Source organism: Luteimonas gilva (assembly GCF_005239095.1).
Lineage (GTDB): Bacteria > Pseudomonadota > Gammaproteobacteria > Xanthomonadales > Xanthomonadaceae > Luteimonas_C > Luteimonas_C gilva.
This window is the reverse complement of the sequence record NZ_SZUA01000001.1, coordinates 1,451,919-1,476,377: the sequence shown is the minus strand read 5'-3', so window position 1 is coordinate 1,476,377 and position 24,459 is coordinate 1,451,919. Positions and strand designations below refer to the sequence as shown.

20 protein-coding genes and 5 tRNA genes are annotated in these 24,459 nt (G+C 65.5%); 22 read left to right on the top strand and 3 right to left on the bottom strand.

What is annotated here, in order from left to right; genetic code table 11:
- The first annotated feature begins 9 nt into the window (after positions 1–9).
- From FCE95_RS07045 to ychF, 8 genes are all read left to right on the top strand, one after another.
- A complete protein-coding gene (locus tag FCE95_RS07045; protein ID WP_189644680.1) occupies positions 10–1,611 on the top strand; it encodes a tetratricopeptide repeat protein in 1,602 nt (533 codons plus the stop codon).
- A 165-nt stretch (positions 1,612–1,776) separates the two neighbouring features.
- Positions 1,777–2,433, top strand: a complete 657-nt coding sequence (gene lolB, locus FCE95_RS07040) for a lipoprotein insertase outer membrane protein LolB (protein ID WP_137266219.1) — start codon at positions 1,777–1,779, stop codon at positions 2,431–2,433.
- Positions 2,430–3,287, top strand: coding sequence for a 4-(cytidine 5'-diphospho)-2-C-methyl-D-erythritol kinase (ispE, locus tag FCE95_RS07035; protein WP_137266218.1), 858 nt, complete (start codon positions 2,430–2,432; stop codon positions 3,285–3,287). Before lolB ends, ispE begins: the two co-directional genes overlap by 4 nt.
- A gap of 4 nt (positions 3,288–3,291) precedes the next feature.
- Positions 3,292–3,368 (top strand) — tRNA-Gln (locus FCE95_RS07030).
- A 32-nt stretch (positions 3,369–3,400) separates the two neighbouring features.
- On the top strand, positions 3,401–4,360 hold the full coding sequence (locus FCE95_RS07025; RefSeq protein ID WP_137266217.1) for a ribose-phosphate diphosphokinase: 960 nt from the start codon (positions 3,401–3,403) through the stop codon (positions 4,358–4,360).
- Between the two features lie 102 nt (positions 4,361–4,462).
- Positions 4,463–5,134 (top strand): 50S ribosomal protein L25/general stress protein Ctc, encoded by a 672-nt coding sequence (locus FCE95_RS07020; RefSeq protein WP_137266216.1) that lies wholly within the window; start codon positions 4,463–4,465, stop codon positions 5,132–5,134.
- Between the two features lie 86 nt (positions 5,135–5,220).
- Positions 5,221–5,805 carry an aminoacyl-tRNA hydrolase gene (gene pth / locus FCE95_RS07015; RefSeq protein WP_137266215.1) on the top strand — a complete coding sequence of 195 codons (585 nt, stop codon included), beginning with the start codon at positions 5,221–5,223 and terminating at the stop codon, positions 5,803–5,805.
- A 138-nt stretch (positions 5,806–5,943) separates the two neighbouring features.
- Entirely contained in the window at positions 5,944–7,035 is a 1,092-nt protein-coding gene (gene ychF / locus FCE95_RS07010; RefSeq protein ID WP_137266214.1) for a redox-regulated ATPase YchF, read from the top strand.
- A gap of 250 nt (positions 7,036–7,285) precedes the next feature.
- On the opposite strand, the gene FCE95_RS07005 is transcribed toward ychF, so the two are convergent.
- The 3 genes from FCE95_RS07005 to FCE95_RS06995 form a co-directional block, all read right to left on the bottom strand.
- Complete coding sequence (locus FCE95_RS07005; protein WP_137266213.1) at positions 7,286–10,390, bottom strand: TonB-dependent receptor; 3,105 nt, start codon at positions 10,388–10,390, stop codon at positions 7,286–7,288.
- 87 nt (positions 10,391–10,477) lie between these two features.
- On the bottom strand, positions 10,478–11,533 hold the full coding sequence (locus FCE95_RS07000) for a FecR family protein (RefSeq protein WP_137266212.1): 1,056 nt from the start codon (positions 11,531–11,533) through the stop codon (positions 10,478–10,480).
- A complete protein-coding gene (locus FCE95_RS06995) occupies positions 11,511–12,095 on the bottom strand; it encodes an RNA polymerase sigma factor (protein WP_137266211.1) in 585 nt (194 codons plus the stop codon). The genes FCE95_RS07000 and FCE95_RS06995 overlap by 23 nt, the downstream gene beginning before the upstream one ends.
- A gap of 134 nt (positions 12,096–12,229) precedes the next feature.
- Here FCE95_RS06995 and FCE95_RS06990 point away from each other — a divergent pair, with 134 nt between their 5' ends.
- The 14 genes from FCE95_RS06990 (at position 12,230) to rpoB (ending at position 24,420) form a co-directional block, all read left to right on the top strand.
- Positions 12,230–13,261: a cyanophycinase gene (locus tag FCE95_RS06990; protein ID WP_137266210.1), complete on the top strand. Its 1,032-nt coding sequence runs from the start codon at positions 12,230–12,232 to the stop codon at positions 13,259–13,261.
- Between the two features lie 31 nt (positions 13,262–13,292).
- Entirely contained in the window at positions 13,293–14,315 is a 1,023-nt protein-coding gene (locus FCE95_RS06985) for an isoaspartyl peptidase/L-asparaginase family protein (protein WP_137266209.1), read from the top strand.
- Positions 14,316–14,529: 214 nt separating this feature from the next.
- Positions 14,530–14,615, top strand: a tRNA-Tyr gene (locus FCE95_RS06980).
- Between the two features lie 17 nt (positions 14,616–14,632).
- Positions 14,633–14,706, top strand: a tRNA-Gly gene (locus FCE95_RS06975).
- A gap of 55 nt (positions 14,707–14,761) precedes the next feature.
- Positions 14,762–14,837 (top strand) — tRNA-Thr (locus FCE95_RS06970).
- 138 nt (positions 14,838–14,975) lie between these two features.
- Entirely contained in the window at positions 14,976–16,166 is a 1,191-nt protein-coding gene (gene tuf, locus FCE95_RS06965; protein WP_137266197.1) for an elongation factor Tu, read from the top strand.
- Between the two features lie 129 nt (positions 16,167–16,295).
- Positions 16,296–16,371: transfer RNA gene (locus tag FCE95_RS06960), tRNA-Trp, on the top strand.
- 23 nt (positions 16,372–16,394) lie between these two features.
- Positions 16,395–16,778 carry a preprotein translocase subunit SecE gene (secE, locus tag FCE95_RS06955; protein WP_137266208.1) on the top strand — a complete coding sequence of 128 codons (384 nt, stop codon included), beginning with the start codon at positions 16,395–16,397 and terminating at the stop codon, positions 16,776–16,778.
- Positions 16,779–16,789: 11 nt separating this feature from the next.
- Positions 16,790–17,374: a transcription termination/antitermination protein NusG gene (gene nusG, locus FCE95_RS06950; RefSeq protein WP_137266207.1), complete on the top strand. Its 585-nt coding sequence runs from the start codon at positions 16,790–16,792 to the stop codon at positions 17,372–17,374.
- Between the two features lie 83 nt (positions 17,375–17,457).
- Positions 17,458–17,886, top strand: a complete 429-nt coding sequence (gene rplK, locus FCE95_RS06945; RefSeq protein ID WP_137266206.1) for a 50S ribosomal protein L11 — start codon at positions 17,458–17,460, stop codon at positions 17,884–17,886.
- A 2-nt stretch (positions 17,887–17,888) separates the two neighbouring features.
- Positions 17,889–18,584 carry a 50S ribosomal protein L1 gene (rplA, locus tag FCE95_RS06940; RefSeq protein WP_137266205.1) on the top strand — a complete coding sequence of 232 codons (696 nt, stop codon included), beginning with the start codon at positions 17,889–17,891 and terminating at the stop codon, positions 18,582–18,584.
- A 464-nt stretch (positions 18,585–19,048) separates the two neighbouring features.
- Positions 19,049–19,573: a 50S ribosomal protein L10 gene (gene rplJ / locus FCE95_RS06935; protein ID WP_137266204.1), complete on the top strand. Its 525-nt coding sequence runs from the start codon at positions 19,049–19,051 to the stop codon at positions 19,571–19,573.
- 73 nt (positions 19,574–19,646) lie between these two features.
- Complete coding sequence (gene rplL, locus FCE95_RS06930) at positions 19,647–20,021, top strand: 50S ribosomal protein L7/L12 (protein WP_137266203.1); 375 nt, start codon at positions 19,647–19,649, stop codon at positions 20,019–20,021.
- Between the two features lie 247 nt (positions 20,022–20,268).
- Entirely contained in the window at positions 20,269–24,420 is a 4,152-nt protein-coding gene (gene rpoB / locus FCE95_RS06925; RefSeq protein WP_137266202.1) for a DNA-directed RNA polymerase subunit beta, read from the top strand.
- The last annotated feature ends 39 nt before the right edge of the window (positions 24,421–24,459 follow it).

The following is a 24,459-nucleotide window of genomic DNA, read 5'->3' as shown; positions in this document are numbered from 1 at the left end:
GCGCCGGCCATGGCGGCCAAGCCCGCCAAACCGTCGGACGGCGCGTTGGAACCGGTCATGGCCGGCGAATTCGCGCTGCAGAGCGGCCAGCTGAAGGATGCCGCGCGCTGGTATTTGGAAGCGGCGCGCACTTCCGGCGACATCGGCCTGGCCGAGCGCGCCACGCGCATCGCGCTGTTGGCCAACGACGACGCCCGCGCCGCCGAGGCCTTGAAGCTGTGGCGCGAGCAATCGCCGCGTTCGCTGGCGATCCGCGCCGCGGAAACGACGCTGTCCCTGCGCCGCGGCGATGCCCCGGCCGCGCGCAAGCAGTTGGAAGAGCTGTTGCGCGATCCGGACAAGACGGCTTGGGCGCACGCCTTCGTCGCGCTCGGCAGCGGCGGCAAGGATCCGAAGCTGGGCGCGCGCTTGTTGGGGCAGTTGATCGACGACAACGCGATCCCGAACCAGCTGCAGGCCTGGCTGGCCTTCGGCGGCCTGGCGCAGCGGCTGGACGACGAGCCGCTGGCCGAACGCATCGTCGCCGAAGTGGTCAAGCGTTTCCCCGGCGAGCCGCGCGTGGCCTTGCTCGGCGCCAGCCAGTTGCGCGAGGCCGGCAAGACCGAAGAGGCCAAGCAGGCGCTGGCCAAGCTGTTGCCGCAGGCTGCGCGCGACCCCGACATCCGCCGCGCGATGGCCGCCGAATACGATCTGCTCGGCGACAGCGTCGCCGCTGCGGACGTGCTGGCGCAAGGCCCGCAGGACGACCGCAGTTACGGCTTGCGCGCGTCGCTGCTCGCCAAGTCCGAGGACAAGGCGGCGCTGACCAAGCTCTACGACGAATTGCGCAAACAGGGCGCGCAGCCGAATCCTTCGCGGCGCCTGTTGTTGGGCCAGATGGCCGAGTTCCTGAAGCGCAACGACGAAGCGCTGGAGTGGTATCGCGGCGTTCCGGGCGGGCAGGAGCGCTGGGTCGCGCGCTTGCGCTCGGCGAACATGCTGTACCAGCTGGACCGCAAGGACGAGGCCTACGCCGAAGTGCGCAAGCTGCAAGCGGACGCCGGCGCCGGCGAGGACGTGCAGCGCGACGCTTATCTGCTCGAATCCGAATTGCGCGCCAAGGACAAGGACGATGCCGGCGAACTGGCCGCCTTCGCGCGCGGCCTGGGCGCCTACCCGGACGACGGCGCGCTGCTGTACGCGCGTGCGCTGGCCTGGGAGCGCCGCGACCGCATCGACCGCGCCGAAGCGGACCTGCGCAAGATACTCGTCGCCGAACCGGACAACGTGGCCGCGCTGAACGCGCTCGGCTACACCCTGGCCGACCGCACCACGCGCTACGCCGAGGCGATGGAGCTGATCGACCGCGCCCGCGCCGCCGATCCGAGCAACGCCGCGATCATCGACAGCCACGGCTGGGTGCTCTATCGGCTCGGCCGCAACGAGGAAGCGCTGGTGCAGTTGCGTCGCGCCTTCACTCTGCAGAAAGACCCGGAAATCGCCGCGCACGTCGGCGAAGTGCTGTGGGTGCTGGGCAAGAAGGAGGAGGCGCGCAGGTATTTCGACGAGGCGCGCAAGCTCGATCCGGAGAATCGCGCGTTGCGGCGCGCTTTGTCGAAGACGGGGGCTTAGCAGGTGCCGGCGCTTCGTAGGTGCGAATTCATTCGCACGCTTTTGCCTCGGCTTTGTAGAGCGGAGCTTGCTCCGCTGCTTTTGCCCAACCGGTCATCGATGAAAAGCAGCGGAGCAAGCTCCGCTCTACAGAGCGGGTCCCAGGGCGACGGCAAAAGCGTGCGAATGAATTCGCATCTGCAAAAAATCGCGGGCTTCGCGTTGGTTGCTGCTTTGTGCGCTTGCGCGCCCGCGCGCATGGTGCGCGAGCCTTTGCCCGCGCTGTCGGCGCAAGAGCTCGCGCAGGCGCAAGCGCAACAACAGGCGCGCGAAACCGCGATCGCCGCGATGCCCGATTGGGCGCTGCAGGGCCGGGTGGCGTTGTCGAACGGACGCAACGGCGGCAGCGGCGGCATCGAATGGTCGCAACGCGGCGCGAACTACGAAGTCGCGTTGAGCGCGCCGGTGACCCGGCAGAGCTGGCGATTGAGCGGGGACGCCGGCTCCGCGCGCATCGAGGGCCTGGAAGGCGGCCCGCGCAGCGGCAGCGACGCGCAAACGCTGTTGCGCGAAACCACCGGCTGGGAAATTCCGGTGGCGGCATTGTCGTCCTGGGTGCGCGGCGCGCGCGCGGACGAAGGCGCGTTCGGCGCGGCGACGCTTTCTTATGCCGCCGACGGCCGCTTGGCGAGGCTGGAACAAGGCGGCTGGACCGTCGACTACAACGCCTGGCAAGCCGCAGGCGAAACGGGCGCGGCGCTGCCGACCCGCCTCAACGCGGAGCGCGGCCAGGCCCGGGTCCGGCTGGTCGTCGACCGCTGGGAAGGCGCCGCCGCGCCATGAGCCCGGCCGACTGGTCCGCCTGGCCGGCTCCGGCCAAGCTCAATCTGTTCCTGCGCATCGTCGGCCGTCGGCCCGACGGCTACCACCGCTTGCAGACCCTCTTCCGTCTCCTGGAGTGGGGCGACACGGTGCGGCTGCGGGTGCGCGACGACGGCCGGATCGTCCGTCACGGTCAGGGCGCGCCCGGTGTCGCCGAGCGGGACGATCTCGCGGTGCGTGCGGCCGTTTTGCTAAGAAATGAAGCGAATGGCGGCCCAGGTGCCGATATCGTCGTCGAAAAGCGCATTCCGACCGGAGCCGGTTTGGGCGGCGGATCGTCGGATGCGGCCACCGTTCTGGTGGCGCTGAACCGGCTGTGGGGCCTGAACTGGGAGTTCCAGCGGCTGGCGGACTTGGGCTTGCGCTTGGGCGCCGATGTGCCGGTCTTCGTCCGCGGCGAGAACGCTTGGGCCGAGGGCGTGGGCGAAATCCTGACCCCGGTCGAGCTGCCGCCGGCCTGGTATTTGCTGGCCGATCCGGGCGTCCACGCCGCCACCGGCCCATTATTCCAAGCCCCTGAATTGACGCGCGATTCGCCGCCCGCGACAATATCCGACTTCGTTTCGGGTGCTCCGCTCGGCAATGCGTTCGAGCCGGTGCTGCGCCGCCGCGAACCGGCCGTGGAGGCCGCGTTCCAGGCTTTGGCGCAGATCGGCGAGCCGCGTTTGACCGGGTCGGGCAGCGGCTGTTTCGTGGAATTCGTCGATCGCGTTTCGGCCGAGGCCGGGCTGGCGGCATTGCCGCCGGGCCTGAATGGTTGGATCGCGCAAGGCGCTTCGCGATCGCCGCTGCATCGGACGCTCGAAACCAGGTAACCGCAGGGGCGTCGCCAAGAGGCCCAAGGCACCAGGTTTTGATCCTGGCATTCGTAGGTTCGAATCCTACCGCCCCTGCCATCCCGCAACGGTCAGAGCGAGCGGAGCAACACATGCAAGACGATCGGAACCTGCTGGTGTTCAGCGGCAACGCGAACCGGCCGCTGGCGCAGTCGGTGTGTCGAGAGCTCGGCATCCGGATGGGCAAGGCGCTGGTCGGGCGGTTCTCCGATGGCGAGGTGCAGATCGAGATCGAGGAAAACGTCCGCGGCCAGGAAGTGTTCGTGATCCAGCCGACCTGCGCGCCCAGCGCGGAGAACCTGATCGAATTGTTGGTGCTGGTGGACGCGCTGAAGCGCGCCTCGGCCAACAAGGTCACCGCGGTGGTGCCGTATTTCGGCTATGCGCGGCAGGATCGGCGGCCGCGTTCGGCGCGAGTGCCGATCACGGCGAAAGTGGCGGCGCAGATGTTCTCGACGGTGGGCACCGACCGGGTGCTGACCATCGATCTGCACGCCGAACAGATCCAAGCGTTCTTCGACATCCCGGTCGACAACGTGTACGGGTCGCCGCTGCTGCTCGCCGACGTCTGGCGCGCGCACGGCACCGACAACCTGATCGTGGTCTCGCCGGACGTGGGCGGTGTGGTCCGCGCCCGAGCCATCGCCAAGCGCCTCGACGATGCCGACCTGGCCATCATCGACAAGCGCCGGCCGAAGGCCAACGTCGCGACGGTGATGAACATCATCGGCGATGTGTCGGGCAAGACCTGCGTGCTAGTCGACGACATCGTCGACACCGCCGGCACCTTGTGCGCGGCGGCGGCGGCGCTGAAGGCGCAGGGCGCGATCAAGGTGGTCGCGTACTGCACCCATCCGGTGCTGTCGGGCGCGGCGATCGACAATTTGAACGGTTCGGAATTGGACGAACTGGTGGTGACCGACACGATCCCGCTGTCGGAAACGGCCAGGGCCTGCAAGAAGATCCGCCAGCTCAGCGTGGCGGAACTGCTGGCCGAGACCATCCGGCGCATCGCGTTCGGCGAATCGGTGAGTTCGCTGTACGTGGATTGAGATTAGGAAGGCGCAAGCCTTCCGATACGGCTCTTCTGGTCGCGGAAGAGTCGTCCAAAGCCGCCGCGAGGCGGCATCAACGCTAGAGAGTGAGTGAATAGAATGGCTACCGAACATAAAATCGCAGCTGCCGCGCGCGGCGACGAGGGCAAGGGTGCGAGCCGCCGCCTGCGTCGCGCCGGCAAGATCCCGGCCGTGGTCTACGGCGGCCACGCCGATCCCAAGAGCATCCAGCTCGAGCACGAGAAGACCTGGCTGGCCAGCCAGAACGAGTGGTTCTACTCGTCGATCCTGACCCTGGAAGTCGACGGCAAGGCCGAGCAGGTGCTGCTGCGCGATATGCAGCGCCACCCGTACAAGCAGATCATCATGCACATGGACTTCCAGCGGGTCAGCGCCAACGAAGCGATCCGCGTGGCCGTGCCGCTGCACTTCATCAACGAAGACAAGTCGCCGGCCGGCAAGGCCGCCGATGTCGCCGTGACCCACGAGTTGACCGAACTGCAGATCAGCTGCCTGCCGAAGGACCTGCCGGAGTTCATCGAAGTCGACCTGTCCGACCTGAAGGTCGGCGACACCGTGCACCTGTCCGAGATCAAGCTGCCGGCGGGCGTGGAAGTGCCGGAGCTCAAGCTCGGCGCCGACCACGACGTGGCGGTGGTCGTGGCGCGCTTCGTCAAGGAAGAAGCGGAAGAGGCTCCGGAAGGCGAGGCTTCGGCCGAAGTGCCGGCCGCGAAGGTCTCCGACGACGAAGAGGGCGGCGACAAGGAGTGATCGCCGCATCGCGGCTTTCGTTCTTCGTGCCAACGGGGGACCTGCTCGCGCAGGTCCCTCGCTTCTTTCGGGACAACGGTTGAACTATGGCGGGTTTGCGCCTCATCGTCGGCCTCGGCAATCCGGGGCCGGAACATGTCAGGACCCGGCACAACGCCGGATTCTGGTTCGTCGACGCGCTGGCCGAAAAGACCGGCGCGCGTTTTTCGGTGGACGCCAAATTGTTCGGCGAGACCGCGAAGGCGGAGATCGCCGGCCGTTCGGTGTGGCTGCTGAAGCCTTCGACGTACATGAACCTGTCGGGTAAGTCGATCGGCGCCGCGTTGCGCTTCTGGAAAATCGAGCCGGAAGAGTGCCTGGTGGCGCACGACGAACTGGATCTGGCGCCGGGCATCGCGCGCCTGAAGTTCGACGGCGGCCACGGCGGCCAGAACGGCGTGCGCGACACCATGGCCATGCTGGGCCACGGCAAGTTCCACCGTTTGCGCATCGGCATCGGCCATCCCGGCAACAAGGATAAGGTCACGCCCTGGCTGCTGAAGGGCGGTCCGGGCAAGGACGACCAGATTTCGATCGATCGGGCGATCGACGCCGCGATCGACGTTTTGCCGCTGGCGGTGTCCGGCGATTTCAACGAGGCGATGAAGCGCCTGCACACCACCAAGGAATAACCGCTTTCGCTTTCGTAGAGTCGAGCCTGCTCGACTGCTCTTGATCTTCACCGACTCAGGGCGGAAAAGCAGTCGAGCAGGCTCGACTCTACGAAAAAGCAAAGCGACAAAGCTTCTTCATTTTCGGATTCTGAAATCATGGGCATCAAATGCGGCATCGTCGGCCTGCCTAACGTCGGCAAGTCGACCCTGTTCAACGCGCTGACCAAAGCGGGCATCGCCGCGGCCAACTTCCCGTTCTGCACGATCGAGCCGAACGTCGGTGTGGTGCCCGTGCCCGATCCGCGCCTGAACGCGCTGGCCGGCATCGCCAAGCCGCTGAAGGTGATCCCGACCGCGGTCGAGTTCGTCGACATCGCCGGCTTGGTCGCTGGCGCGGCCAGCGGCGAAGGCCTGGGCAACAAGTTCCTGGCCCACATCCGCGAAGTGGACGCGATCACCCACGTGGTGCGTTGCTTCGAGAATCCGGACGTGATCCACGTCAACAACAAGGTCGATCCGATCGCCGACATCGACACCATCGACACCGAACTGGCGCTGGCCGATCTGGAATCGGTGGACAAGGCGCTGCAGCGCGCCGAGCGTTCGGCCAAGACCGGCGACAAGGATGCGAAGGCCCGCGTCGAAGTGCTCGCTCGCGTGCGTGCGGGCCTGGACGAAGGCAAGCCGGCGCGCGGCCTGGCCCTGTCGGACGACGACAAGGCGCTGCTGCGCGATCTGTTCTTGCTGACGCTGAAGCCGGTGATGTACGTGGCCAACGTGCTGGAAGACGGCTTCGAGAACAACCCGCACTTGGAAGCCGTGCGCAAGCGTGCGGCGGGCGAGGGCGCGGAAGTCGTGCCGGTCTCGGCCGCCATCGAAGAAGAACTGTCGCAGCTGGACGACGCCGACCGCGATGCGTTCCTGCACGACATGGGCCTGGAGGAGCCAGGCTTGAACCGGGTGATCCGCGCCGCCTACAAGCTGCTCGGCCTGCAGACCTATTTCACCGCCGGCGAAAAGGAAGTGCGCGCTTGGACGGTGAAGGCGGGCTCGACCGCGCCGCAGGCCGCGGGCGTGATCCACACCGATTTCGAAAAAGGCTTCATCCGCGCCGAAACCATCGGCTACGACGACTACATCAAGTACAAGGGCGAAGCCGGCGCCCGCGACGCCGGCCGCCTGCGCCTGGAAGGCAAGGAATACCGCGTCCAGGAAGGCGACGTGCTGCACTTCCGCTTCAACGTCTGACCCGCGCCTGCGGCCTGCCTTCGTTTGGTAGCGGGGACTTGCTCCGCTGCTTCGCTTCTGCTCGTGTAGAGCGGAGCTTGCTCCGCTGCTTTTTTGCCGCTCCGGGTCGTAAAGCAGCGGGGCAAGCCCCGCTCTACAAAGCTAGAGCGGTGAAGCCAACAGCGGCGGCAGCGGAGCGAGCTCCGCTCTACACAAGCCGAAGGCATAAAAAAACCTCCCGTTGCCGGGAGGTTCGGGGGCGGATCACTGATTAGAGCGCCTTTCCGCCAAACTTATAGGTGAACTGCACGAAGTAGGTGCGCCCCAGCGTGTCGAACCAGGACACGTCGTAATAGGGATAGGCCGTGTAGCTGCGGTCGCGCGGCGGCATCTTGTCGAACAGGTTGTCCACCGCCAGCGAAAGCTTCGCGTGGTCGGTGAAGCGGTATTGCAGGGTCGCGTTGTAACGGTAGGTGGCCGCGATATAAGGGCTGCCGCCTTCCTCGGGGTCGAACACGCCGTCGTAGGAATCCGAGTTGGGCAATTTGCCCAAGCGTTCGCCGTGCAAGCTGGCGCTCCAGGCGTTCCGCTCCCACGACACCGTGGCGCTGGCCTTGGTGCGCGGGATGTCGAAGCCGCTGTTCACCGCGAACTCGTCTTCGACCACGTCGCCGTCGAACTGCTGGAAGTCGTGCTTGCGCACCCAGGTGTAGTTGCCGGCGAAGCGGAAATCGCCGATGCCGGTTTGCAGCCGGTAGTGCGTGCTGAAGTCGATGCCGCTGGTGCTTTCGCGGGCCACGTTGATGGGATTGGTGTAGATGCCGTACAGCCGGCCGTCGATGCGGGTCACGCGAGCGATCGCGTCCTTGCACGTCGGCGAGTTCACGTCCACGGATGTGCCGTCGACGCGGGTGCCGATCCGGCAGTCGGCTTCGTCGCGCAGGATCGCGTCGTTGCGCATGTCCTGCACCTGGTCGCGCATGTCGATGTCGAAATAATCCAGCGACAGGTCGAAGCTATCGTTCGGCGACCATACCAGGCCCGCGGTCCACGACGTGCTGGTTTCCGCATCGAGTTCGCGATTGCCCGAACGCGTCCGGATCAAGCCTTCGTCCCCCCAACTGCAGTCTTCGAAGGTTTCGCCGGGTTCCTCGGTGCGGCAGCGGTAGTAGTCCACGCCGGAAGTCTCGTCGTTGCCGACGCCGGCGTAGATGTAATGCAGATCCGCGGCGCGGAACGCGGTGCCGTAGGAACCGCGCACCAGCAGCGTGTCGATCGGACGCCATTCCAGACCCGCGCTGTAGGTGAACTTGCCTATTTCGTGGCCCGCATACCGGTATTGGTCGTAGCGCGCGGCGGTGCTCAGGTTGAGCGTTTCGTGCAGCGGCATGCGCAATTCGCCGGCGACCGCCCAACGGTCGCGGTTGCCTTTGCCGTTGGAATCCTTCCAGCTGAAGTAGTAGTACTCCAGCGCGTGCGGATCCGGATTCAGGTCGTAGGACTGGTTGCCGATTTCGATCACGCCGGCGAAACCCGCAGGACCCGCCGGCAGTTCGAACAGATCGGTATTGGTCAACGTGAACGACAGCGTGTCGGTGCGCGAGCGGGGATGGTAGGTGGTGTAGTCGGCGATCGAGTCGTACTCGGCGCGGGTGAGCGGCGTGTACAGACGGTTCGGATCGGCGTTGAAGATCGGCAGATCGTAGTCGGGGTTCACGCCCAGCTGCGGACCGAGAAACAGATTGTTGGCCGCCGCGGCGACGATCTGCGGCCAGCCGATTTCGGACTGGTATTGCGAGTGGCTGAACGACGCTTCCCAATCCCAGTCCTGGCCCCACACGCCCTTGAAGCCGGTGACGATGCCGAAGGTCTTCTGCTTGTTGCGGATCATCCCCTTGTCCAGCCCGCCCATCTCCTCGGGCGTGAACTGGCGCTGCCAATACTCGACACGATCGGTGGCCTGGTTGAAGAAATAGCCTTCCTCGTTGCCGTCGGGCGCCATGTAGTTCCAGCTGCGCACGTCGGTGAACAGCTCGACTTCGTGATAGCCCAGCTGCACTTCGGCGAACCATTCGGTGTTTTCGTCGAAGGCGTAGCTCAACGAGGCGTACGCGTTGGCACCGCGGCGCTTGCTGATGATGGTGCCGTAGCCGATGGTTTCGTCGCTGCCGCAGAAACGGCCGGGAGGATAGTCGTCCGCGACGGGATCGTAGCGCCCCCAGTTCGGACGGCTGGCGCGATAGGTGGTGCCTTTGTTGAGATAGGCCAGCGCATCGCAAGTCGCCTGGCCAGGGTCGACGTAGTATTCGTTGTCGCCGTCGTCCGGGTCCCATGCGGTCTGCAGAAACACGCGCCGCGAGGCCGCATTGGGATCGGGCGAATCCTTGGTCGAATCCTGCTGGCTGCGCTCGTAGGCCCACAGCGGCTTTTGGTCGAGCAATTCGATGCCGTACACGGCGTTGAAATCGCCTCGCGAGAAGCCGGACGACAGGCTCAGCTTGAGCGATTCGCCGCCGCCGCGCTGGCTGTCGCCGTAGCGCAAATCGACGGTGGTGCCGTCGGCGTAATCCTTGAGGATGAAGTTGACCACGCCGGAAATCGCATCCGAGCCGTACACCGCCGAAGCGCTGCCGGTGAGCACTTCGATGCGGTCGACCATGCCCAGCGGAATGTTGGAAATATCGGTGAAGTTGCTGCGGCCCTTGAACGGCATCGGAAAGTCGGCGATGCGGCGCCCGTTGACCAGCACGAGGGTGTGGTTGGGTCCCAATCCGCGCAGATCCACCTGCTGCGCGCCGGGCGAGAAATCGCCGCCGCTGAAGGATTGCTGGCTCTGCGTTTCGCCACCGTTCTGGGTCATCGCGCGCAGCACGTCCGGAACGCTGGTGAAACCGCTGGTCTGGATGTCCTGCGCGGTCATCACCGTCACCGGTGCGGGCCCCTCGGTCTGCGCGCGCGGAATGCGCGAGCCGGTGACTTGCACCGTTTCCAATTGCGTCGGCGCTTGCTGCGGCACGGCGTCGACATCGGCAGAGGCGCCGCCCGATGCCGCGGGTCGCGGGGCGGGCCGCGCCGGCGCATCGCTCTTCACGATCACCACCGCGCCGGAAGCGTCGCGCCGAGCGACGTAACCGCTGCCGCGCAATAGCCGGTCCAACGCGTCGTCGGCCGAGGCCGCGCCTTGCACGCCGGGCGTGCGCAATCCTTTCAGCTGATCGGCGCGATACACGAACTGCACGCCGGAACGCTTGGCCAGCGCGTCCAACGCGCCGATCAGATCGCCCGCCGGTATATCGATCCGCCTGGTCTGGGCTTGCGCCGCCAGCGAAGCCGAGCACGCCAAAGCCAGCAGCAAGACACGGAACTTGCGCACCATCGGGTTCCCCTCCCCATCGGCGCTCGAAACGGCGCCCGTTCGAGTGTCGGGACGAACGAGCCCGAAAAATCCCCCGTTCGCCGCGGATTACTGGCTATGCAAAACGATGGCGTCGCCGCGCCGCTCGGCGCGGATCGGGAAGCCTTGCTCCAGCAGCCGCACGAACACGTCGGTATTGGACCAGCGGAAATTGCCGCCGACCCGCATCGCCGCGACCTGCGCATCGCCCATCAGGATCTTGCGGGCGTTGTAGCGGTTGAATTCGGCCGCGGCATCGGCCAGCGGCGTGTCGTGGAAGGCCACGAAGCCGCTGCGCCAATTCAACTGCTGCTCGGCTTCTTCCACCGGACCCGAACGCACCAGAACGCCGTTGCCGTCGGCCAGGGCCACGCTGCCGGCCGGCAGCAGCGCGGTGGGTTGGGCGTGGCGGCCGGGCGCGGCTTGGGTTTCCAAGCGGACGGTGCCTTCGGTCACGACGACGCGCAGGCTCACCGCATCGCGCCGCACCGAAAAGCGCGTGCCGACCGCGATGGCTTGGCGACCGCCGGCGTCGACCACGAACGGTCGGCCCGGATCCTTCGCGACGTCGAAGAACGCTTCGCCGCGTTGCAAATCGATGCGGCGCTCGCGCCGCGACAGCGATACGACGATGCGGCTGTCGCTGCTGAGCGTGGCTTGCGAGCCGTCCGGCATCGGCACCAGGCGCAATTCGCCGAGAGAAGTGGCGTAGGCCGTTCGTTCGACGGCGGTGTAGTGGCGCCAGGCGACCGTGGAACCGACGGCGATCAGCGCCATCGCCGCCGCGGCGCCGAAATACGCGCGCCAACGCGAACGCGGCGGCGGGGCGGAGATTCGTGCGGCCTCCCGCGGCGGTGCGGATTCGCCGTCGCGCGGCCCGAAGAACGGCGACGCGGCCCACTGCTCGCGACGCGGCAACGTGCCCGCCGGCAAGCCCGCGCCGAGCGCTTTCAGCCGGTCGCTTTCCCGCCACGCGTTTTCCAGGCGCAAGAACGCGACCCGGTGCGCCGTCGCTTCCGACAGCCAGGCGTCGAACTGCGCTTGGTCGCGTTCCGACCAGCGTCCGCTGTCGCGCCGCGCCAGCCAAGCGGCCGCGGTGCGTTCAATCTGTCTGCTGCCGGCCATGTCCGTGTTCCCGTTCGGCATCCTTCGCCTGCCGCGTCCGCTCGTCTTGCGCTTGTCCGCTGTAGAAATGTTCGGCGATCAGGCGCACGCCTTTAGCGACGTGTTTTTCCACGGTCTTCTCGGTGATGCCCAGGCGCGCTGCGACTTCCTTCTGCGGCAATTCCTCCACCCGCCGCAGCCAGACCACTTCGCGGCAGCGGTCGGGCAAGCGGTCGAAAGCTTCGGCCAGCCGCCGCAGGACTTGCCGCACGCCCAGGCGGCGTTCCGGAGAGACCTCGTCTATCAAGACGTTCATCGACTCGAAATCACCCACTGTCTCGATCGACACGACGCGATTGCGGCGCAGGCGGTCGGTCATCAGGTGGCGCGCGGTCGCGAACAGGAAGGATTTGGCCATCGCCGGCCGGGCCTTGCCGGCGGCTTCATAGACGCGGACGTAGACTTCCTGGCGCAGATCGTGGATGTCGTCGCGCTGCGGCCAACTGCGCCGCAGGTACAGCACTAGCGCATCCTCGTGGGCGAGGATTTCGCGGGCGAACCAGGCGTCCAGCGACTCGTGCATCGGCCGACATTACCGCATCGGCGCGCGGCCGGAAGAGGGCCCGGGCTTTATTTTTCGCGGCGATGGGCGGGATGGGGGATCGCGCGCCGCCGTTCGTCCCGTGCCCAATAGGTCGTCGAGAAAATGGAGTGGCGATGGAAACCGCGTTTCGCAAACCGCTCGCGATCTTCGCGTTCGCCCTGGGATTGTTGTGCTGCGCAGCCATGGTTGCGGCGCAGAGACCACCGGCCGGCAAGGGCTACCGCTATTTCGAAATCGGCGACGTGCAGGCGAAGCGCCCCGGCGCCACGCAAGCGGGGCTGATGCTGGTCGGCGGCGGCGATTGGCCCTACGACGCGTTCCGTTGGATGATCGAACGCGCCGGCCACGGCCGCATCGTGATCCTGCGCGCTTCGGGCACCACCGAATCGCAGGACGAATTCTTCAAGGACATCGGCGGCATCACCGCCGCGCAGACGATCGTGTTCAGCGACCGCCGCGCGGCCAGCGATCCGAAAGTGCTGGAGATCGTGCGCAACGCCGACGGCATCTTCTTGGCCGGCGGCGACCAATCGAACTACGTCAATTTCTGGAAAGGCACGCCGCTGAACCGCGCGCTGGACGCGCACGTCCGCGCCGGCAAGCCGATCGGCGGCACCAGCGCGGGCTTGGCCGTGCTCGGCGCCTGGTCGTACGGCGCGATGGACGGCGGCAGCGTGGTTTCGGAAACCGCGCTGAAAAACCCGATGAGTTCCGAAGTCACGCTGGTCGGCGATTTCCTGCACATGCCGTATCTGCAGAACGTGATCACCGATAGCCACTTCGGCAAGCGCGAACGCTTGGGCCGGCTGATCGCCTTCGTCGCGCGATTGTCGAAAGAGCAGGGCAGGACCGACATCGCCGGCATCGGCGTGGACGAGTACACCGCGCTGTGCATCGACAACAACGGCGTCGGCCGGGTGTTCACCGGCAACGGCGGTTACGCCTGGCTGGTGCGGCCGCAGCGCCAAGCCGACGAGTTCGGCGCGGGGCGGCTGACTTTCCGCGGCGTGCCGGTGACCGGCATCGGCAAGGACAGCCTGCTGCGGCTGCCCGGCTTCCAAGTCGAAAAACCCGCTTTTACCCGCACTTACGACGTTCAGGCCGGCCGGCTGACCAGATCCGGCCGAACCGCCTCATTAGAATGAATCCTCGCCCGATCTACTCCCGGAGCCCCACATGACCCGCGTGCTGCGCTGCTGCCTTGCCCTGCTGCTATGTTCGGCCCCGATGGCCTACGCCGCCGACGCTCCGAAACCCTTGCTGGTGATCCACGGCGGCGCCGGCGTGGAGCGCAAGGACATGACCCCGGAAGACGAAAAAGCCGCCCGGGCCGCTCTGGAGCTGGCGCTGCGCCGCGGCCACGCCGCGTTGGCGGCCGGCAAGCCGGCCCTGGACGCGGTGACGGCCGCGATCACGACCCTGGAAGACGACCCCCACTTCAACGCCGGCAAGGGCGCGGTCTTCACCCACGACGGCAAAAACGAGCTCGACGCTTCGCTGATGGACGGCGCCACCCTTCGAGCCGGCGCCGTGGCCGGAGTGCACCGGGTCAAGAACCCGATCCTGCTGGCCCAGGCGGTGATGCAGAAGTCCAAGCACGTGATGATGGTCGGCGACGGGGCCGAGATCTTCGCCAAACAGGAAGGCATCGAGCTGGTCGACCCTTCCTATTTCCGGACCGAGAAGCGCTGGCAGCAGCTGCAGCGGGCGCTCAAGGAAGAGGCCGCCGGTCAGGCCCACGCCGATCTGGAAACCGCCAAGCACTTCGGCACGGTCGGCGCCGTGGCCCTGGACGCCCGAGGGCATCTGGCGGCCGGCACCTCCACCGGCGGCATGACCAATAAGCGTTACGGCCGGGTCGGCGACTCGCCGATCATCGGCGCCGGCACCTACGCCAATGCCCACTGCGCCGTCTCGGGCACCGGCTGGGGCGAGTTCTACATCCGCACCGCCGCCGCCCACGAGATCTGCGCCCGGGTGGCCTATTTGAAGGAAACCCCGGCCCAGGCCGGCGAGGCGGTCATCGATCAGGCCATCCCGAAGCTGGGCGGGGACGGCGGAGCGATCGTGCTGGGCGCGGACGGGAGCGCGGCCTTCCCGTTCAATACCGAGGGCATGTTCCGGGGCTGGATCGGGGTCGACGGCGTCCCGCACGTGGCGATCTATTCGGACGATGCCCTGCCGATGCCCGGCAAATAAAGCCGCAATCCTCTCGCAAGAGCCGAACCCGACTGCGGCGGGCAATCGCCGCGGGAACGGCCATCCAGGGCCGATCGGGCCTTCAGCGCTGAACGGAATCGAGAACTGGGCCGAGGGCGACACCGGCCTGCTCATTTTTCGTTAGCTCGGCGTTGACAGAAAACCCGGCCGGCGTCAAAATCGCGGGCTGTTTCACGGGTTTACGAGAACGACCGGAGGGATACCCAAGCGGCCAACGGGGGCAGACTGTAAATCTGCTGGCTTACGCCTTCGGTGGTTCGAATCCACCTCCCTCCACCAGTTCGGTTCCGCCCGGCGCGGGAGTAGTTCAATGGTAGAACTGTAGCCTTCCAAGCTACTAGTGCGGGTTCGATTCCCGTCTCCCGCTCCATTGCAACGCCCGCTCCGAGCAAATTGATTTACCGCAATACAGCCCCATTTAACACGCTCACGTAGCTCAGTCGGTAGAGCACCTCCTTGGTAAGGAGGAGGTCGATGGTTCGATTCCATTCGTGAGCACCAATATGCGGATCCCTCCGCAAGAGCCCGCACTTCCATGTGCGGACTTTCCAAAAGAGGGGCCCTCCGCAAGAGCCTGGCCATCCGTGGCCAGACCTTTAAAAAAGCAAAAATTGACAACCTAACGTTAGCGAGACAGTCATGGCCAAGGGTAAATTCGAGCGCACCAAGCCCCACGTGAACGTGGGCACGATCGGGCACGTGGATCACGGCAAGACGACGCTGACGGCGGCGCTGACGAAGATCGGCGCGGAGCGTTTCGGCGGCGAGTTCAAGGCGTACGACCAGATCGACGCGGCGCCGGAAGAGAAGGCGCGCGGGATCACGATCTCGACCGCGCACGTGGAATACGAAAGCCCCACGCGCCACTACGCGCACGTGGACTGCCCGGGCCACGCGGACTACGTGAAGAACATGATCACCGGTGCGGCGCAGATGGACGGTGCGATCCTGGTGTGCTCGGCCGCCGACGGCCCGATGCCGCAGACGCGCGAACACATCCTGCTGGCGCGCCAGGTGGGCGTGCCGTACATCGTGGTGTTCCTGAACAAGGCGGACATGGTGGACGACGCCGAGCTGTTGGAGCTCGTGGAGATGGAAGTGCGTGAACTCCTGAGCAAGTACGAGTTCCCGGGCGACGACACCCCGATCGTGAAGGGTTCGGCGCTGAAGGCGCTGGAAGGCGACCAGAGCGAAATCGGCGTGCCGGCGATCCTGAAGCTGGTGGAAGCGCTGGACACCTACATTCCCGAGCCCGAGCGCGACATCGACAAGCCGTTCCTGATGCCGGTGGAAGACGTGTTCTCGATCTCCGGCCGCGGCACGGTGGTGACCGGTCGTATCGAGCGCGGGATCATCAAGGTGGGCGACGAAATCGAAATCGTCGGTATCCGTCCGACCCAGAAGACCACGGTGACGGGCGTTGAGATGTTCCGCAAGCTGCTGGACCAGGGCCAGGCGGGCGACAACGCGGGCCTGCTGCTGCGCGGCACCAAGCGCGACGACGTGGAGCGCGGCCAGGTGCTGTGCAAGCCGGGCAGCATCTCCCCGCACACCGAGTTCGAGGCCGAGGTGTACGTGCTGAGCAAGGACGAAGGCGGCCGTCACACGCCGTTCTTCAAGGGCTACCGTCCGCAGTTCTACTTCCGCACGACCGACATCACCGGTGCGGTGACCTTGCCGGAAGGCGTGGAGATGGTGATGCCGGGCGACAACATCAAAATGGTGGTGTCGCTGATCAACCCGGTGGCGATGGACGAAGGCCTGCGCTTCGCGATCCGCGAAGGCGGCCGCACCGTCGGCGCCGGCGTGGTGGCCAAGATCATCAAGTGATGCACCGGCCGTAAGGCCTGGGCGTCATCCCGGCGAAAGCCGGGATCCAGGACGCCGAAAGCCGGCGAAACGGCGGGCCGCGATGCGGCCCGCCTTCGCCGTTTGATGGAACCCGCAGATTTACGAAATACGCCAGTAGCTCAATTGGCAGAGCAGCGGTCTCCAAAACCGCAGGTTGGGGGTTCGAGTCCCTCCTGGCGTGCCAGTACGTAATTCAGGTAAAGAGATTTGAATAGCAGAGTCCAACAATCCGGTAACGCGACCTCCGTGGGCGATATCGCGAAGTACGCGCTGGCGTTGCTGCTGGCCGCGGGCGGCGTGTTCGCGTTCTATTGGTTCGACCCGCAGTGGCCGACCGCGGCGCGCATCGGCGCGGTGATCGGCGGCCTGCTGCTGGGCGCCGGATTGTTCATGGCCACCCGCAAGGGCGTGCAGACCCGCGAATTCCTGTCCGAATCGCGGTTCGAACTGCGCAAGGTGGTGTGGCCGACCCGGCAGGAGGCGATACGTACGACTTGGGTGGTGATCGTGGTGGTGATTATCGTCAGCCTGGTGCTGGCGGGCTTCGACGCGATCATCCAGTTCGGCATCAAGTCGCTGCTGGGCCGCTGAGGAGTATGGAAATGCAGACCGCCGAAAACACCCCGAACAACCGCCGCTGGTACGTGGTGCACGCCTATTCCGGCTTCGAGAAGTCGGTGGCGCAGGCGCTGCGCGACCGCATCGCGCGCACGGGCATGCAGGACAAGTTCGGCGACGTGCTGGTGCCGACCGAAGAAGTGGTGGAAATGCGCTCCGGCCAGAAGCGCCGTTCCGAGCGCAAGTTCTTCCCCGGCTACGTGCTGGTGCAGATCGCGACCCACGAGGAAGCCGGCATTCCGCGCATCGACAGCGAAAGCTGGCACTTGATCAAGGAAACGCCGAAGGTGATGGGCTTCATCGGCGGCACCGCCGACCGCCCGCTGCCGATCCGCGACGAAGAGGCCGACATGATCCTGCAGCGCGTGCAGGAAGGCGTCGAGAAGCCGCGTCCGAAGGTGCTGTTCGAGCCGGGCGAGATGGTGCGCGTCACCGACGGCCCGTTCAACGACTTCAACGGCGTGGTCGAGGAAGTGAATTACGAGAAGAGCAGGGTCCGCGTGGCGGTCCTGATCTTCGGCCGCTCCACCCCGGTCGAGCTTGAGTTCGGCCAGGTCGAGAAGGCCTAAGCAGAAATTCGCCGGCGCGAGTGGTTCGCACCGGCAAGTGAAGCGAGGAGCCGCAAGGCGTTCGCACTCGCAGGAGCAATGAAATGGCAAAGAAAGTAGTCGGTTACATCAAACTGCAGGTCAAGGCCGGGCAGGCGAATCCGTCGCCGCCGGTCGGTCCCGCCCTGGGTCAGCGCGGCCTGAACATCATGGAGTTCTGCAAAGCGTTCAACGCCGCGACCTCCAAGTTGGAGCCGGGTCTGCCGACGCCGGTGATCATCACCGCGTATTCGGACCGCACCTTCACCTTCATCACCAAGTCGACCCCGGCTTCGGTGCTGTTGAAGAAGGCGGCCGGCATCCAGTCCGGTTCCAAGCGCCCGAACACCGAGAAGGTGGGCAAGGTCACCCGCAAGCAGTTGGAAGACATCGCCAAGGCGAAGGAAGCCGACCTGACCGCGGCCGATCTGGACGCGGCGGTGAATACGATCGCGGGCTCGGCCCGTTCCATGGGTCTGGTGGTGGAGGGCTGATCATGACGACGACCAAGCGAATCAAGGCTCAGATCAAGGTCGAACCGGGCAAGGCCTATCCGATCGACGAAGCGATCAAGATCGTCCGCGAGAACAGCAAGGTGAAGTTCGTCGAGTCCGTTGATGTCGCCGTGCGTTTGGGCGTGGACGCGAAGAAGTCCGACCAGCAGGTGCGCGGTTCGACCGTGTTGCCGGCCGGCACCGGCAAGTCGGTGCGCGTGGCGGTGTTCGCCCCCGCCGGCGCCAAGGCCGACGAGGCCCTGGCCGCGGGCGCCGAAGCCGTGGGCATGGACGACCTGGCCGAGAAGATGCAGGCCGGCGACCTGAACTACGACGTGGTCATCGCCACGCCGGACGCCATGCGCGTGGTCGGCAAGCTCGGCCAGGTGCTGGGCCCGCGCGGCCTGATGCCGAACCCGAAGGTGGGCACCGTGTCGCCGAACCCGGCCGAAGCGGTGAAGAACGCCAAGGGCGGCCAGGTGCGCTACCGCACCGACAAAGCCGGCATCATCCACTGCACCATCGGCAAGGCCGATTTCGACGCCGACAAGCTGAAGGACAACCTGCACGCGCTGCTGGCCGACCTGCTCAAGGCCAAGCCGTCCAGCGCCAAGGGCACCTACCTGCAGAAGATCTCGCTGAGCTCGACCATGGGCCCGGGCGTGATCGTCGATCAGTCCACTTTGTCGTTGAAGTAATGCTTTAGCCCCTTCTCCCGCTCGCGGGAGAAGGCTGGGATGAGGGCGCGAGCGCAGCGAGCTAATTCGCTGGCCGGCCCTCACCCCAATCCTCTCCCGCAAGCGGGAGAGGGAGCAAGAATTTTGAGGGCATCGCCGAGGCGCAAGCCGAAGCGAAGCCGTCAAAGACCGCAGGCGCGGTCAGCGCACCACGACGACGGGCACGGATGCTCGATTGGCAAGGAATCGCCGTCGCGGAAAGCGAGGTCGCTTAATCGCAACAGCCTGCGCAGATGGTTGCCGACCCTCCAGTGATTTTGTGTTGTACGAGATCTGGAAACGGCCAACCGCAGAGGGCGCCAATTTTCGGGCGTCCCGGCATCGAAGGACCGATGCCGACCAGGACCATCCCGGTTCGGAACCGGTGATGGCGTTCAGGAGTTCCGAAGGCAGTTCACCGCCATCGGAATCATCGAGGTAATGCAATGGCTCTAAATCTGACCCAGAAGCAGGAAGTCGTTGCCGAACTGGCCGAGGTCGCCGGCAAGGCGCACTCGCTGGTCGCCGCGGAATACGTGGGCCTTACCGTCGAGCAGCTGACCAACCTTCGCAAGAAGGCGCGTCAGGAAGGCGTTTTCTTGAAAGTAGCCAAGAACACGCTGGTCTCGCGCGCAGTGGAGGGCACCGATTACGCCGTCGTCAAAGACGCGCTGACCGGCCCCTTGCTGTACGCCTTCTCGAAGGAAGATCCCGGCGCCGCCGGACGTCTGATCAAAGAGTTCGCGAAAGCGAACGAAAAGCTGAAGCCGCGCCTGGTGTCGTTGGGCGGGCAGATGTACCCGGGCTCCCATGTGGATGTCCTGGCGTCGCTGCCGACCCGCGACCAAGCGCTGTCGATGCTGCTCAGCGTCATGGTGCAGCCGGCGACCATGCTGGTCCGCCTGCTCAGCGAGCCGGCCTCGCAGATCGCCCGCGTCACCAACGCGGTCGGACAGCAGAAGGCCGCCTAAGGCGAACCGTTCGGTATCCGATTTCCGAAATCCAATAGTCGTTTCCAATCTTAGATAACAGAGGTAAATCACAATGTCCCTTTCCAACGAGCAGATCATCGAAGCGATCAGCAGCAAGACCCTCGTCGAGGTGATGGAGCTGGTCAAGGCGATGGAAGAGAAGTTCGGCGTGTCCGCCGCCGCTCCGGTGGCCGTCGCCGCTGGCCCGGCCGCCGCCGCTGCCGCTCCGGCCGAAGAGCAGACCGAGTTCACCGTCGTGCTGAAGACCGCCGGCGAGAAGAAGGTCGAAGTCATCAAGGTCGTCCGCGCCATCACCGGCCTGGGCCTGAAGGAAGCCAAGGACCTCACCGAGGCCGGCGGCACCGTGAAGGAAGGCGTGTCGAAGGACGACGCCGCCAAGTTCAAGAAGGACTTGGAAGCGGCCGGCGCCACGGTCGAAGTCAAGTAAGCGTTGTTGCGTCGCCAGAGGTAGTGGCGGCCAGCCGAGGCTGGGGGCGGAAGCCCCCGGCCTTCGGTCGTTGTTGAAGTTCCGGTTCGCGGCATTCGCGCCGCCAACCGCAAGAGGTCGAGTTGACAGTCGGAAGTAGCGGGAGAAGGCGTGCTGGTGCCGGCAATACCAGCGACTTCCCACTGGCAATTCTTGTTCCCCCAGGCCCGCGGACGCGCGGCGCCCACAGACAAGGCGGTAGTTCTCCATGACGACTTATTCGTTCACCGAAAAGAAGCGCATCCGCAAGGATTTCGGCAAGCGCGGCTCGATCCTCGAAGTGCCGTTCCTGCTGGCCATCCAGGTCGATTCCTATCGCGAATTCCTGCAGGAAAACGCGGACCCGGCCAAGCGCGAAGACCGCGGCCTGCACGCCGCGCTGAAGTCGGTGTTTCCGATCACCAGCTACAACGGCTACGCCTCGCTGGAATACGTCGGCTACAAGCTCGGCGAGCCGGCGTTCGACGAGCGCGAGTGCCGCAACCGCGGCCTCAGCTACGGCGCGCCGCTGCGCGTCACCGTGCGCCTGGTCATCTACGATCGCGAATCGTCGAGCAAGGCCATCAAGTACGTGAAGGAGCAGGAAGTCTACATGGGCGAAATCCCGCTCATGACCGACAACGGCACCTTCATAGTCAACGGCACCGAACGCGTCATCGTCTCGCAGCTGCACCGCTCGCCGGGCGTGTTCTTCGACCACGACCGCGGCAAGACCCACAGCTCGGGCAAGCTGCTGTACAGCGCCCGCATCATTCCTTACCGCGGCTCCTGGCTCGATTTCGAATTCGACCCGAAGGACGCGCTGTTCACCCGCATCGACCGCCGCCGCAAGCTGCCGGTCAGCGTGCTGCTGCGCGCGCTGGGCTACTCCAACGAGGAGATGCTCAACGAGTTCTTCGAGATCAACACCTTCCATATCCTGCCCGAAGGCGTGGAGCTGGAGCTGGTGGCCGAGCGCCTGCGCGGCGAAACCCTCGAATTCGACCTGGCCGACGGCGACAAGGTCATCGTCGAAGCGGGCAAGCGCATCACCGCGCGCCACGTGAAGCAGCTCGAGCAGTCGGGCATCGCCGCGCTGGCCGTGCCGGACGCGTACTTGGTGGGCCGGATACTGTCGCACGACGTGATCGACGCCTCGACCGGCGAAGTGCTGGCTACCGCCAACGACGAGATCACTGAAGACCAACTGGCCAAGTTCCGCAAGGCGGAAGTGACGGCCGTGGGCACGATCTGGGTCAACGACCTGGATCGCGGCGCTTATCTGTCCAATACGCTGCGCATCGACGGCACCAAGACCCAGCTCGAAGCGCTGGTAGAAATCTACCGGATGATGCGTCCGGGCGAACCGCCGACCAAGGACGCCGCGCAGAACCTGTTCCACAACCTGTTCTTCACTTTCGAGCGCTACGACCTGTCGGCCGTGGGCCGGATGAAGTTCAACCGCCGCATCGGCCGCAAGGAAGTCACCGGCGCCTCGGTGCTGTACGACCACAAGTACTTCGCCGAGCGCGGCGACGACGAGAGCAAGCGCCTGGTCGGCGAATACGGCAACACGTCCGACATCCTGGACGTGATCAAGGTCCTGACCGAAATCCGCAACGGCCGCGGCACGGTGGACGACATCGATCACCTGGGCAACCGTCGCGTGCGCAGCGTCGGCGAAATGGCCGAGAACGTGTTCCGCGTGGGCTTGGTCCGCGTCGAGCGCGCCGTCAAGGAGCGCCTGACGATGGCCGAGGCCGACGGCCTGACCCCGCAGGACCTGATCAACGCCAAGCCCGTCGCGGCCGCGATCAAGGAGTTCTTCGGTTCCAGCCAGCTGTCGCAGTTCATGGACCAGAACAACCCGCTGTCGGAAGTCACGCACAAGCGTCGCGTGTCCGCGTTGGGCCCGGGCGGCCTGACCCGCGAGCGCGCCGGCTTCGAAGTGCGCGACGTGCATCCGACCCACTACGGCCGCGTCTGCACCATCGAGACGCCGGAAGGCCCGAACATCGGCCTGATCAACTCGCTGGCCGTGTTCGCGCGCACCAACGGCTACGGCTTCCTGGAGACGCCGTACCGCAAGGTCGTCAACAGCCGCGTCACCGACGAGATCGAGTACCTGTCGGCGATCGAGGAGAACGAGTACGTCATCGCCCAGGCCAACGCGCCGCAGGACGATAAGGGCAATCTGACCTCACAGTTCGTCGCCTGCCGCTTCCAGGGCGAAAACCTGCTCAAGCCGCCGAGCGAAATCCACTTCATGGACGTCTCGCCGATGCAGACCGTGTCGGTCGCGGCCGCGCTGGTGCCGTTCCTGGAGCACGACGACGCCAACCGCGCGCTGATGGGCGCGAACATGCAGCGCCAGGCCGTGCCGACGCTGAAGTCGCAGAAGCCGCTGGTGGGCACCGGCATCGAGCGCGCCGTGGCGCGCGACTCGGGCGTGACGGTGAACGCGCGCCGCGGCGGCGTGATCGAGCAGATCGACGCCGGCCGCATCGTGGTCAAGGTCAACGAGAATGAGATCTCCGGCGATACCGATGCCGGCGTCGACATCTACACCCTGATCAAGTACACGCGTTCCAACCAGAACACCTGCATCAACCAGACCCCGCTGGTGAACGTGGGCGACAAGGTCGCGCGCGGCGACGTGCTGGCCGACGGTCCTTCGACCGACATCGGCGAGCTCGCGCTCGGCCAGAACATGCTGGTCGCGTTCATGCCGTGGAACGGCTACAACTTCGAAGACTCGATCCTGCTCTCCGAGCGCGTGGTCGAGGAGGATCGCTACACCACGATCCACATCGAAGAGCTGACCTGCGTGGCGCGCGACACCAAGCTGGGTCCGGAAGAGATCTCCGCGGACATCCCGAACGTGTCCGAGCAGGCGCTGAACCGGCTGGACGAGTCGGGCGTGGTGTACATCGGCGCCGAAGTGCGCGCCGGCGACATCATGGTCGGCAAGGTCACGCCGAAGGGCGAGTCGCAGCTCACTCCGGAAGAGAAGCTGCTGCGCGCGATCTTCGGCGAGAAGGCCTCCGACGTTAAGGACAGCTCGCTGCGCGTGCCGCCGGGCATGGACGGCACCGTCATCGACGTGCAGGTCTTCACCCGCGACGGCATCGAGAAGGACAAGCGCGCGCGCCAGATCGAGGAAAACGAGATCAAGCGCGTCAAGAAGGACTTCGACGACCAGTTCCGCATCCTGGAATCGGCGATCTACGCCCGTCTGCGTTCGCAAATCATCGGCAAGATCGCCAACGGCGGCCCGGGCCTGAAGAAGGGCGACACGGTCAGCTCGCTGGTGCTCGACGGCCTGAAGAAGTCCGACTGGTTCCAGATCCGGATGAAGGACGACGACGCGATCGACGCGATCGAACGCGCCCAGAAGCAGATCGACGCCCATCAGAAGGAATTCGAGAAGCGTTTCGCCGACAAGCGCGGCAAGATCACTCAGGGCGACGACCTCGCTCCGGGCGTGCTGAAGATGGTCAAGGTGTTCCTGGCCGTCAAGCGCCGCATCCAGCCGGGCGACAAGATGGCCGGCCGCCACGGCAACAAGGGTGTGGTCTCGACGATTGTTCCTGTCGAGGACATGCCGTACATGGCCGACGGCCAGACCGTCGACATCGTGCTGAACCCGCTGGGCGTGCCGAGCCGAATGAACATCGGCCAGATTTTGGAAACGCACTTGGGTTGGGCGGCGAAGGGCCTGGGCCAGAAGATCCAGCGGATGATGGAAGCGCAGGCCAAGGTGGCCGAGCTGCGTTCGTTCCTGGACCAGATCTACAACCACGACCAGAAGCTGCACGGTCAGCGCGTGGATCTGACCAAGTTCAGCGATCAGGAACTGCTGGCGCTGGCGGGCAACCTGCAGGACGGCGTGCCGATGGCGACCCCGGTGTTCGACGGCGCCAACGAAGCCGAAATCAAGGCGATGCTGCAACTCGCCGACCTGCCGACCAACGGCCAGACCATGCTGCACGACGGCCGCACCGGCGAAGCCTTCGAACGTCCGGTCACGGTCGGCTACATGCACATGCTGAAGCTGAACCACCTGGTCGACGACAAGATGCACGCCCGTTCGACCGGTCCGTACTCGCTCGTCACCCAGCAGCCGCTGGGCGGCAAGGCGCAGTTCGGCGGCCAGCGTTTCGGCGAAATGGAAGTCTGGGCGCTGGAAGCCTACGGCGCGGCCTACACCCTGCAGGAAATGCTGACGGTGAAGTCCGACGACGTGCAGGGCCGCAACCAGATGTACAAGAACATTGTCGACGGCGAGTACGAGATGGTGGCCGGCATGCCGGAGTCCTTCAACGTCCTGGTGAAGGAAATCCGTTCGCTCGGCATCAACATGGAGTTGGAAGAGCACTGAGTGCGGGGAAACCGAAACTCGAACCTCTCATCCAGCTCC